The sequence below is a fragment of the Empedobacter sp. GD03797 genome (assembly GCF_029842105.1).
In the GTDB taxonomy this organism is placed as follows: domain Bacteria; phylum Bacteroidota; class Bacteroidia; order Flavobacteriales; family Weeksellaceae; genus Empedobacter; species Empedobacter falsenii_C.
Map to the genome: position 1 here is coordinate 147,920 of NZ_JAOCFS010000002.1, position 12,406 is coordinate 160,325.

The 12,406-nt window shown below is 30.1% G+C and carries 13 protein-coding genes; 7 read left to right on the forward strand and 6 right to left on the reverse strand.

Annotated elements, in window-relative coordinates; translation table 11 throughout:
* Positions 1-4 precede the first annotated feature (4 nt).
* The 5 genes from N5D90_RS02630 to N5D90_RS02650 form a co-directional block, all read right to left on the reverse strand.
* On the reverse strand, positions 5-2,584 hold the full coding sequence (locus tag N5D90_RS02630) for a zinc-dependent metalloprotease (RefSeq protein ID WP_115000287.1): 2,580 nt from the start codon (positions 2,582-2,584) through the stop codon (positions 5-7).
* Positions 2,585-2,663: 79 nt separating this feature from the next.
* Positions 2,664-4,133, reverse strand: a complete 1,470-nt coding sequence (locus N5D90_RS02635; RefSeq protein WP_280045588.1) for a histidine kinase — start codon at positions 4,131-4,133, stop codon at positions 2,664-2,666.
* Between the two features lie 287 nt (positions 4,134-4,420).
* A complete protein-coding gene (locus N5D90_RS02640; RefSeq protein WP_038335736.1) occupies positions 4,421-4,579 on the reverse strand; it encodes a lmo0937 family membrane protein in 159 nt (52 codons plus the stop codon).
* A gap of 63 nt (positions 4,580-4,642) precedes the next feature.
* Positions 4,643-5,134, reverse strand: a complete 492-nt coding sequence (locus tag N5D90_RS02645; protein WP_038335735.1) for an ester cyclase — start codon at positions 5,132-5,134, stop codon at positions 4,643-4,645.
* 46 nt (positions 5,135-5,180) lie between these two features.
* Positions 5,181-5,573, reverse strand: coding sequence for a hypothetical protein (locus tag N5D90_RS02650; protein WP_115000291.1), 393 nt, complete (start codon positions 5,571-5,573; stop codon positions 5,181-5,183).
* Positions 5,574-5,662: 89 nt separating this feature from the next.
* On the opposite strand from N5D90_RS02650, the gene N5D90_RS02655 reads away from it, so the two are divergent.
* From N5D90_RS02655 to N5D90_RS02680, 6 genes are all read left to right on the forward strand, one after another.
* Positions 5,663-6,196, forward strand: coding sequence for a methyltransferase (locus N5D90_RS02655; protein WP_115000293.1), 534 nt, complete (start codon positions 5,663-5,665; stop codon positions 6,194-6,196).
* On the forward strand, positions 6,156-7,043 hold the full coding sequence (locus N5D90_RS02660; RefSeq protein ID WP_280061473.1) for a glycosyltransferase family 2 protein: 888 nt from the start codon (positions 6,156-6,158) through the stop codon (positions 7,041-7,043). Before N5D90_RS02655 ends, N5D90_RS02660 begins: the two co-directional genes overlap by 41 nt.
* A 7-nt stretch (positions 7,044-7,050) precedes the next feature.
* The gene (locus N5D90_RS02665) at positions 7,051-7,815 is read left to right on the forward strand and encodes a hypothetical protein (RefSeq protein WP_152606144.1); all 765 of its coding nucleotides are present in this window, start codon (positions 7,051-7,053) and stop codon (positions 7,813-7,815) included.
* Positions 7,816-7,953: 138 nt separating this feature from the next.
* Complete coding sequence (locus N5D90_RS02670; RefSeq protein ID WP_280061474.1) at positions 7,954-8,748, forward strand: hypothetical protein; 795 nt, start codon at positions 7,954-7,956, stop codon at positions 8,746-8,748.
* A 102-nt stretch (positions 8,749-8,850) separates the two neighbouring features.
* Positions 8,851-10,533: an RluA family pseudouridine synthase gene (locus N5D90_RS02675; RefSeq protein WP_280061475.1), complete on the forward strand. Its 1,683-nt coding sequence runs from the start codon at positions 8,851-8,853 to the stop codon at positions 10,531-10,533.
* A 21-nt stretch (positions 10,534-10,554) separates the two neighbouring features.
* Positions 10,555-10,905 carry a hypothetical protein gene (locus N5D90_RS02680; protein WP_280061476.1) on the forward strand — a complete coding sequence of 117 codons (351 nt, stop codon included), beginning with the start codon at positions 10,555-10,557 and terminating at the stop codon, positions 10,903-10,905.
* Positions 10,906-10,963: 58 nt separating this feature from the next.
* Here N5D90_RS02680 and N5D90_RS02685 read toward each other — a convergent pair whose 3' ends face one another.
* Positions 10,964-11,398 (reverse strand): FKBP-type peptidyl-prolyl cis-trans isomerase, encoded by a 435-nt coding sequence (locus N5D90_RS02685; RefSeq protein ID WP_052217810.1) that lies wholly within the window; start codon positions 11,396-11,398, stop codon positions 10,964-10,966.
* A gap of 87 nt (positions 11,399-11,485) precedes the next feature.
* On the opposite strand from N5D90_RS02685, the gene N5D90_RS02690 reads away from it, so the two are divergent.
* Positions 11,486-12,382, forward strand: coding sequence for a hypothetical protein (locus N5D90_RS02690; RefSeq protein WP_038335725.1), 897 nt, complete (start codon positions 11,486-11,488; stop codon positions 12,380-12,382).
* Positions 12,383-12,406 lie beyond the last annotated feature (24 nt).

Below are 12,406 nucleotides of genomic sequence, written 5' to 3' on the forward strand. Positions count from 1 at the left end.
TATCTTACTTTAAAGCTTCTTTAATACGGATGATTAAATCAGCATAATGCGCTTTTGTAGACGCATCTCCATTATTCTTTTTCTTGTTTAACAAAGTCAACACGCGTTGTAATTCTGCTCTTTTATAGGTTGTCACTTCCGACACTCTTTTCATAGAAGAATAGTTGATATTACGCGCCATTTTTTCTTCGTCTAAATAATTACAGATAGTTGGTACTTGTAGGTTTTGGTCAATTGTAAGTCCCGCAACAGTTGTTTTCTCAAATAATTTGTTTGTTGAAACAATTAATGCATCAACATAATTTTTTTGAGTCATTTTTTCAAGAATTGTTAAGTTTGACTTTTTATCAAAAGCTGCACTTCTTACTTGATCAAATAAATTTTCAACTGTATATATTTTTTCGTTTGAATTTAATTCTTGGTGTTTCAATTCATTTTCTAACAAGCGCAATAAACGATCGTCGGTAAATAAATTATAAATCAATCCATATTGCATTTCTCTCGCTAATGTGTACGGTGTTTGCTCGTATGGTCCCATTGGCGAATTTTTGATTGCATACGTTTTATCTAAAATATCATTGAAGAATAACCATTTTGGTAATTGAATAACATTTTCGTTTAAATAATTAACCGCTTTGCGTTGCATATCCGCAGGAACTGGTTCGTATGCCTTTTTATCAATTCCGAAATATGTATTATTCAAATAAATTCCACCAACATTTGCTAAAACATGATTTGAATATAAATCCCATTGTCCGATAGTTTGGTAATATAATTTTCCTGTATTGATATAGCTTTTCCCATCTTCGTACGTCCATTTCAAAATATTTTCTGAAACACGTTTAAGATTTTTCATACCATATTCACTAGCCAAAACAGCATCATCACCTAAATCTTCTGATTGAGAACGCGGATCAATTGTACTTAAATAGCTTTGTTGTTCACCATAGAAATACATTGGATCATCTTCGTGTTTTTCAATCATTTTACGAAGTGAAGCTTTCTCCGTTTCTTGATTTGGAAACCAACGATATCCCCATTCGATTGCATATTTATCATACAAACCGATTTTTGGTGTAATCGCTGTAACACCATCTTCTGGCTGTGCCACATAATTGTAACGCGCATAATCCATAATAGATGGTGCAGTTCCACCCATTTTATCCGTAAATTCTCTCGAACGTAAAGATTCTACTGGATAAGAAAAAGATGCACCCATATTATGTTTCAGACCAAATGTATGACCAACTTCGTGAGAAGATACAAATCGAATTGCTTCTCCCATATGTTCGTCACTAAATTTATTTCCTCTTGCTTTTGGATCAATTGGACCAGTTTGAATACGCATCCAATCATGCAAAGAAGTCATTACATTGTGCCACCAAATAATATCAGCCTCTAAAATTTCTCCACTACGCGGATCAACAACAGAAGGTCCCATTGCATTCGATTTTGGAGAAGCTGCATACGTAATTACCGAATAACGTACATCGTCAATATCAAAATCTTTGTCATCAGCAGTTGGTTCTTTTGCGATAATTGCATTTTTGAAACCAGCTTGCTCAAAAGCAACTTGCCAATCGTGTACACCTGCAATAATTTTTTGACGCCATTGTTTTGGTGTCGAAGGATCGATGTAATAAATAATTGGTTTCTTAGGTTCTACTAATTCACCTTTTAGATATTTTTCTTTATCCTCATCTTTTGGTTCCAAACGCCATTTTGTAATAAAGCGTTGATCTTCCATTTTGTGTTGAGCATCATTAAAAAACCAATGTTTTTCTGTGAAATATCCCACACGATTATCTGCTAACCTAGGTTGCATAGGAGTTGTCGAAAGTAAAACAATATTACTTGTAACACCTAAGGTAACGGCCAAATCTACCCCTCCTTCATTCACGCTTGTCGTTAATTGAGACTTAACCACAATGTTTTCTGGAAACGTTTTCACATTTTCCACATACGATAGATTTGCCTTTACCGAACCTCCTAAACCTATGTTCGTTAATACATCATTAAAACTTTTTTGATTTCCATCAAAAATTTTGTTCACTTTAATCGCAACAGCTGTCGAATCGTTGTTTTGAGCTTCTATATCAAAAACCTCAATAATCGATTCTGAGAAATTATCTTTTACAGAAGCTGTGATTGCGTCATTTTTAGGCGAAGAAACTTGTGGAACAATTGTTTTTACCCACACTTTTTTAGCTACTTTATCGTGATAAAAAGAAATTACTTTGTTTTCGTAATTCATTCCTTTATTCAAGCCCGCTTCATTTACTTCCATCGGAACTTGAGACAATTTATTCACCACCAAAAATTGACGTCCAAATAAACTATCTGGAATCTCGAAATAGATATCAGTTTTTACTTGAATGGTATTAAACAATCCTTTCTTGTAGCTTCCTTTCTTGATTAATTCATCTATTTTTTTAACTTTCGTTACAGTAGAATCCTTTTTCTCTGTTTTATCTTTTTCAGCTTTTTTATCCTCTTTTTTTTGTCCGTAAACAACAGCCGAAGACATTGCCAAACCAAGATATAGTGCTAATTTATAATTCTTTCTTTCCTTATTATGACTCATTCGAACATTAAATTATCATTAATTATGGCATAAACTTAAGCGCAGTTTTCTTATAATAATAGTTTTTTGGAGTGAGTGGCTAGTTTTTTGGAGTGAATGGATATTTTGGTTCGATATAAGGTAAAAAACAAATAAAATCTTCATTTTCTACTTTTGTTGAGAAATTATCAACTTGATAAAAATGATAGATTTTTTGTAAATAGTTTAAACCAAATTTCTCATTTTCTGTTGCTTTATTTTTTTTCTGAAAAGTATTTTTGACGATAATCAAATCAGATTTCACAACAATATTTATAGTCAAAGGTTGATCAATTGTAGCAATATTATGTTTTATTGCGTTTTCTATAACAATCTGTAATGCTAAATAGGGAATATTTTTTTCTAAGCTTTTAGAATCTTCGATTTGTAAATCAAAAATCAATTCTTCCGAAAATCTACTTTTATGCAAATCCATGTATTGTGCAATAAAATCTAATTCTTTTTTTACAAGCACAACATTTTCCTTTGGCGGAACAATAAGATATCGGTAAATTTTAGAAAGATTCATCGTGAATTTCTGTGCATTCTCTTTGTTCAAACCAATTAACATATAAAGAGAATTCAAGGAATTGAATAAAAAATGTGGATTAATTTGATTCTTTAATTGTTGTAATTGCGTTAGAGTATTCGCGTTTTTAATCTTTTCGTTTTCAATTAACAACCTATTTTTTTCTTCAATTACAAACGCTTTTTCCTTGTATGTTTTAGATGTTATTTTATTGAATAACAAAAAGATAATTATAATTAAAAAAACAGTCCCTAAGAAAATAAAACCTATATAAAATTTAGTTCGTTCTACATTTTCATCAATGATATAACTCAAATGATTCACGACAATATATCCATCAAAATTTTTGGTGTGTAAAGGTTTTATAAAACGCTTAATATCCGTATCTTTTATAAACTCGGACGAAGCATCATTCAACGTATATAAATCTTGTGAAAAATTAGAATTAATTGTACTCGTTATTGTATCGTTTGGCTGAATATCTGTAAAATCGAAAACATTTTTCCCAATAAATTGTTCATTCGGATGCGTAATGCAAATTCCATCTTTATTGAAAACGTACATATAATTAGACGAAGTTGCATCAACTGTCGTAAAAAAATTATACAAATCAAACAGATTAATCGTCGAACCGTAATACATATTTTGTCCATCAGACAACTTGATAGAATCGTAATTTACCCAATACAATGTATCTTTATAATTCAATAGAAAATTATCAATCTGTTGATTTTTTGTAATATATATCGATTGAAACTCTTTAATATTTGGTTGATTAATAGCTTTTGAAAGGATTGATTTATCAGGAAAATGATTTGCTTCTGGAGGATGAATAGAAAACCAATCATGGCGAATTAACTTTCGATTTGAATTTAATTCATTCAAAACCAAAAAATGATCTGCTACATTTTTTTCATTTGTCTTCTTAACAACTTTTTTTAAAACTTCTTGGTATTCTTCGATGTTTTTAAACTCAAATTCAACTGCTTCATATTTTCTCAAAAAACTTTTTTTGACAAACTCATCATTATTTTTTTGACTTTCTTTATTAATCAAAAAACTCAATATAACAAGAGCAAACACAGCAATAACACTTAAAATAAGCGCTATAACATAAATGGATTTATTGGATAAATGGACTCGAAATCGAAAAGACAAACTAATTTTTTTTGCAAAACTAAGGGAAGCTTTTTAATCTAAAAAATTAGAGAACATTTATCATAAAATTATAATTTTCAAACAATTGACAATATAATATAAACTAAAATATCTCCCTTACGGGAGATATTTTATGATTTTCGTCCAGTAATCAATCGATATAAAATCGCAATAACTGCCAAAACCAAAAGAATGTGGATAAAACTACCCACTGCTTCTCCAAAACCGAAATATCCAATTGCCCATAAAATAATTAATATTACCGCAATTGTGTTAATTAAATTTCCCATAATAGTATATTTTAAGTGGTTTAATGATTTAAACAATAATAATGCCTAAGTATAGTTTTGATTTTAAAACATTGGATGCGGATTTGCAGATTCTTTTGGTACATCTTGATGCACGTCCCAATGTTCTACAATTTTTCCGTCTTTCAGTCTAAAAATATCTATTGTTGATTTTAGCGAACCATCTGGATTTGTATTTTTGATATGCAAGAAAACCAAGTCTCCTTCTGCCGCAATATGTTGTACATCAATTTTGGTTTTTGGAGCTCCTTTGAACCAGCCTTCCGCAGCTTTTTTGAATGCCTCAGATCCATCTGCTACATTAGGATTGTGTTGTATATATTCTGGAGCAATATATTTATCAACCGCAGTTAAATCCTTATCACCAAACATTTGTTGGTAAAAATCAAGAACAATTTTTTTGTTTGATTCAATTTCAGAATTTGAATTAGTTTCTTGAGACTCAGTTTTAGGTTCAGTATTCTTCGTGCAACTCATCATTTGAAGAGAAAGCAAAACTGCTGAACCAAATAATAAAGGAGCGATTATTTTTTTCATTGTAATAGATTTTCAAAATCTATTATCAAAAATCTATCCGAATAAGTTATTTAGTCTTTTCTTTCTTCGTAAATAAATGAGAAATCACTTCGAGTTTATCATGATCGAACAAACACAAACCTTCGACATAGAAAGGTGTAAAATGAAAACTTTGTTGATCTACGATTCCAAATTCTTTCAGTTTTGGTTCGTAAACGACAAAACCTGTACGTAAAAATGGCTTTTTAGAAACTTTATATAACACAATATCATTGGTAAATAATCGTCGATTTCGTTTATCCAATATATTTATTCCAATATCTATGATATCAAATTGCAAAGCATTCTCGTGCCAAGAGAATTCGTTATAACCTTTAAAATAGGTTACTCCATCAATCTCCTTCGCAAAACCTTCTACTTTATTTTTGTTTCGTAATCGATAATATCCGATCGTTTTCATCTGGCAAATTTGCAATAAAAAAATTAAAATAGAAACGAACAATATTAAAAATAGATGATTAAATTTATCATCCGAAAACAACTAACACAATGTACAAAGTATATCCACAAAAAAGATACAATGAAACCTTAGCTTTGCTAAAGCAATTTGCTCAACCCACTGATAAAATCCTTGATTTGGGAATCAAAAATCCTTTTACAGATGTGATGTTGGAAAATGGTTTTGATGTAAAAAATACAAATGGCGACGATTTGGACTATTATTATAAGGATTTGCAAAATTATGATGCTAACTTTGTGACGGCTTTAGAAATTTTAGAACATTTAGTCAATCCAATGGAAGTGTTAAGAAATTTGCCTGGAGATAAATTATTAGCTTCAATTCCGATGCGTTTGTGGTTTTCACCTGCTTATCGTAATCAAAATGATGCGCGAGATGTACATTATCACGAATTTGAAGATTGGCAATTTGACATGTTAATGGAAAAAGCTGGATGGAATGTGATACATCGTCACAAATGGACGCATCCATCAAACAAACTGGGAATAAGACCCTTATTAAGAAGAATTACACCAAGATATTATGCTGTCTACGCAGAACGAAAAAAAGACTTTACTTACTAAATACTCTATTGTTATACCTGCACATAACGAAGAAGATTTTATTGCGATTACGCTAAATTCTCTCGTTAATCAAACTGTTTTGCCCTATGAAGTGATTGTTGTAAATGATCATTCAACCGATAAAACGCAACAAATTGTAGAAGAATTTACAACAAAATATCCGTTCATCAAATTAAGAAATATATTATCAAAAGGTGAACATCAACCAGGAAGCAAAGTGATACAAGCTTTCTTGAAAGGTTACGAAATCATTGATCCTAATTATGATATTATTGTTAAATTGGATGCAGATTTAGATATTCCGTTTAATTATTTTGAGACTATTTTAACTCATTTTAATCAAGATGAAGATATTGCAATGGTTGGTGGTTTTGCGTATATTGACAAAGACGGAAAATGGATTCTTGAAAATCTGACAGATAAAGACCATATTCGTGGCGCATTTAAGGCTTATCGAAAAAATTGTTACGAAAAAATTGGTGGATTACGCGCACATATGGGTTGGGATACAGTAGACGAATTGTTGTGTAAATATTATGGTTGGAAAGTTGTTACAGACGAATCTTTACACATCAAACATCTAAAACCAACTGGTGCTAGTTACAATAAATCGGCGCTTTACAAACAAGGTGCAGCTTATTATGCATTGGGTTACGGATTTTGGATTACATTAATTGCTGGCACAAAATTGGCTTTACGTAAAAAGAAACCAACGTATATTTTGTATTATTTGAAAGGTTTTTTTGAAGCTAAAACCAATGGTACAAAAAAAATGGTAAATCGAGATCAAGAGAAATTCATCCGAAATTATCGTTGGTCGAAAATGAAACAAAAAATAAAAGGTTAAATCTAACATGCGATATTGGTTAACATACACGCTATTTATCTTTCCATTCATCAGCTTTGCGCAAAATAAGTTGATCACTGGTTCTGTGGTTGTAGACGAAGGAAACGATTATATTTCCTCGGTTTCTGGTGCTCGTATAGAAAATCTGACGTCAGAAAGTAAGACATATACAAGCCCTTCGGGTTATTATTCTATTCAAGCAAATGTTGGCGACACGATTTTGTTTGAAGCAGATTTTTTGATTCCTAGAAAAATTGTAATCAATCAAAACATTTACAACAAAGGTTTTTTACAAGCGCATTTGGATATTGAAACAATTGAATTGAGCGGTGCAACAATTGGCAAAGGTCCTTTACAACCCAAATATCATACGGATAGTAAAACAGATTTATACGATAAAATGGGACTTGATCAACGTTTACGAGATTTAGAACCTAAAAGAGATATTGCCAAATTCAAACCATTGGATGTTTTAAATCCTGTTCGATTAATTGGTCATATGAATGGTTTTTACCGTGAGCAACGTCGTGTACGTAACTACGAAACAAAACTTTCTCTCGTTCAAGAAGTTAAACATTATTATCCAACAGATTTTTATACTAATCAATTACAAATTCCTGAATATAAAATAGAAGAATTTTTATATTATGTTAATGCACGTTATCCGCTTCAAGAAAAAGTTTTGAGTAGACAATTTGGTACGATAATGATTGATTTAGAGTCTTATGCAAAAGATTATTTGAATGAATTAAATCAAAACAAAAATCAATAATTCTTAATAGATTTTTAAAATTTAGCCAATAAACGTTAACAAAATTGATGCTAATTTATTAAGACTTATCTTCGTACAAATAATTAAACGTATAATCACGAACAATTGAAATCACTATTTACCATTCTAATATTGCTGTTGTCGAATTTTATTTTTGCACAAGAAAAATGGGTTCAGGGAAACATTATTATTGATGATTCTGACGATACAGCAGAAGGAGTTTACGTTACAAATCTGAGAACAAATCATACAACAATTTCTAATTTTACAGGAACTTTTCTTATTCAAGCAAAAGTAAATGACACGCTAAAAATACAATCTGATTGGTACGAAAATCGACTAATTATCCTTAGACCAAATTTGTTCAATAAACAAACAATTGTAGTGCATTTAGCTGTTCAGACAATTCAATTGAATACCGCATATATTGGTCAAAAGTTGACAGGAATTCTTGAAAAAGATGTAAAAAATGGGAAAAAAGCTGATGTTGTAACAAAACTTTATAAAAGTCTTGGCGTTAATCCTGATATCAAACCTATAAAAGATACATCTTCGTTGAAAGCTGGATTTCTGAGTGGAGATATTACGTTGACGAGATTGGATATTGGACGTATTTATGATGTTTTTTCTGGTAAAGCAAAACAACGAAAAGCATTACTAGATTATGAAGATAAGTATGATAAAATTACAAAAATCAAAAATTATTTTGGTGATGATTATTTCACTACCGATTTAAAAATTCCGAAATTCAAAATCAGAGATTTCATTGATAATGCATTAACGAATACCGAATCTAAAATAGAATTGAATGATGTAAATTATTTCAAATTACTCCAATTATTTAATTCGTACAGTAAAATATACCTCGACTTTTTATACGGAAAAGTCCCGAATAATACGAAAGTCATCAAAAAAGATACGATAGACGACTAAAAAAAGAGCTTGATTAATCAAGCTCTTTTTTGGTATTTTAAAACTATTCTTTTATAAAATTATACCTTAAACTGTATCTTTGCATCGATTTTATAGAAACAAATGTCCAATTATTTTCAATATTTTAAACAACCAATTACAGCATACGAACTTCCTAAAAAGTTTGATTATCCATTTTATTATGAACCAACTGAAATTGCAAAACAAGCATGCAAAGAGGTACAAGAATACTTGGAAAATCAAACCGATTTTGAACATAATTTTGGTTTAGAAAATGATCTATCTTCTACTCCAATTGGTAAAATGTTTGGAGTTTTAATTGTTCGAAATAAAAAAAATGAAGTCGGATATTTAGCAGCTGTTTCAGGAAAATTAGCCAATTCAAATCAACACAAAATTTTTGTTCCACCTGTTTTTGATATGTTGAATAAAAATGGTTTTTTCTTAGAACAAGAAGAACGTTTAAATGAAATCAATCATATTTTAGAATCAATAGAGGATGATCAAAACTATCTACAACTTAAAGAAGATTTTCTTCAATCTGAAATCAATTCTAAATTAAAAATTGAAGAAGGAAAACAACTTTTAAAATCAAATAAAAAAGACCGAAAATCTCAACGCGAAACAATTTCATCAACTTTATCTGAAGAAGAAATTCAATTTTTTGAAGAAGATTTAGTAAAACAAAGTTTACGTGATAAATATGAATTCAGAGTTTTGAGTGAAAAACTTGATGCTGAAAAACAACTTTTATTAAACAAAATAAATGTTTTTGAGAATGAAATCAGTTCTTTAAAAGAAGAACGAAAAACAAAATCTAATTCTCTTCAAAATCAATTATTTAATCAATATCAGTTCTTGAATAAGTTTAAGCAAGAAAAAGGATTATTAGAGATTTTTTCGAACACAGTATTTCAACAACCTCCAGCTGCTGCCGGAGAATGTGCTGCACCCAAATTATTGCAATATGCATTTCAAAATGATTTAGAACCAATTTGTATGGCTGAGTTTTGGTGGGGAGATTCGCCAAAGTCTGAAGTTAGAAAACATGGACAATTTTATCCAGCTTGTACAGGAAAATGTGAGCCTATTTTAGGACATATGTTGCAAGGGATTGAACTAAATGAAAACTTATTATTGAAGCAAAATTCAACTGTTGAAGAGTTAGAAATTTTATATCAAGATGATGATCTGGTTGTCATTAATAAACCAGAAGAGTTTCTTTCGGTTCCTGGAATTGATATTAAAGATTCGGTTTATCTTAGAATTAAACACCAATTTCCGTTGGCTACAGGTCCAATTATTGTTCATCGTTTGGATATGTCAACTTCTGGAATTCTTGTTTTAGCTTTAAATAAAGAGAGTCATAAACTTCTTCAACAACAATTCATTAAACGTAAAGTTCATAAACGTTATATTGCCCTTTTAGACGGAAATATCGAGCATGATAATGGTTTTATTGATTTGCCTTTGCGTGTTGATTTAGACGACAGACCACGACAAATGGTTTGTTATGAACATGGAAAAACAGCGCAAACAAAATATGAAGTCATTACAAGAAAAGACAATAAAACGCTTGTTTATTTTTATCCAATTACTGGTCGTACACATCAATTGCGCATGCATGCTTCGCATCGTTTGGGACTAAATGCACCAATTATTGGCGATGATTTATATGGCAAAAAAGCAAATCGTTTACATTTACATGCAGAATCTTTGGAATTTACACATCCAAAAACGAAAGAATTGATGAAATTTCAGGTAGAACCAAATTTTAATCTCTAATTTTGCGAAAGAATACAAAAAATGGAAAATAAAGATTTGACAATACGAGAAGTGATTTATCGCGATATGGATACGTTGATTATGGCAAAATTGCAAAACGGATCTAATATTTCGATTGATGATTTGATCGATATTTCTTCATATTTAGCAGCAAGTTTGTTCCGTGAACGTTGGAAACAAAAAGGTGAGTTGAGCGAAGAGGAAGTGAATATCGTTTTAGGAAATTTAGGTGATTTTTGCAACGAACATTTTGGTGAATATTTTACTCAACAAGATTTTGATAAAATTGTGAAAATTTCTCAATTATTATTACAAAAACCTACATTTGATAACGATTCGAAAGAATTTTTTGATGAAATATTGAAAAATTAGAGAAAAAATTAAGCATAAAAAAACCACTTCTAATGAAGTGGTTTTTTGTTTAAATATTTTATAAAATCCCCATCAATTCTACTTCGAAAATCATGGTAGAATAAGGTCCTAATTCTTTTGAAATCTCTCTGTCTTTGTAACCAATTTCAGGTTTTACAACAAATCTAAATTTACTTCCAACTGGCATTAATTGTACTCCTTCTGCCCAACCTTTTATTACATTTTCCAAAGGAAAAGCTGCAGGTTTCTTGCGTAGAACCGAACTATCAAAAACTTCTCCGTTGATATTTGTTCCATGATAATGACACAAAACCGTATCAGATAAAGTTGGCTTCACTCCTTCTCCAATCGTGATTACTTCATACAATAATCCACTTTCGGTTTCGGTTACACCTTCTTTCAATTTATATTCTTCTCGAAAAGCTAAACCTTCTGTTTTGTTCTTTTCGATCAATTCTTGTTTGCGTTTTAATAATAATTCAGCTACTCCCATACCGCAAATTTAAAAGGAATATTTTTAATTATAGTATATTAATGATTTCTACAAATTAGTTTACTTTTAATAAAACAATACAACTAAATGAAAAAGACAATTTTCACTTTACTTTTTACTATTATTTCAATTACTATTTTCGGGCAGAATATCGTAAAAGAGATTCCATTTCGATTAACAAAATACAATAATATTTTAGTGCCAGTTATCATCAATCAAAAAGATACGGTACAACTGATGCTACATACAGGCTCTGATTATATTACGATTATCGATGATTCTTACAAAAAAATGAAATCTATTTCGATTTCTGATACATTAAACAATGTGACATCTTGGGCGGGATATTCGGATATGAAAATGAGTAAGAACAATGTAATTAAATTTGGTAATGAAGAGTTTAGCAAAATTCCGATTTTTATCGACAAACAATCTGGACATGAAAGTGATGGAAAAATAGGTTTGAAGTTTTTCGAAGGAAAATATTTAGAAATCAATTTTGATGAGAATAAATTATTTGTCTATGATAAAGCACCTACCAAACTAAAAAAGTATACAAAATTAAATTCAAGATATTCTCAAGAAACGCTGTATATAAAAGCTTTTCCATTCATTGACAAAAAACCGGTTGAAACAGAATTTATGATTCACACAGGTTTTTCTGGTGCTTTGATGATTTCAGATGATTTTGCAAAAGAATATAAATTATTAGAAAAATTTGAAATTATTGGAGAATCTAAACTAAGTGATGCTGCTGGAAATGTAATTCTTTCCAAAAAATCAATTTTACCTGATTTCGAATTAGCAAATCAAACATTCAAAAATGTACCTATGTCATTTTTTGATAGCACAATAAAAATTCAACACAAAAATATTATGGGTGGCGATTTAATCAAACGTTTCAATCTTATTCTCAATCCAGAAAAAGATATTTTGTATGCAAAGAAAAGTAAATATTATAAAGACGAGTATTTTAAATTATAAATAAAAATCCACTTCAAATGAAGT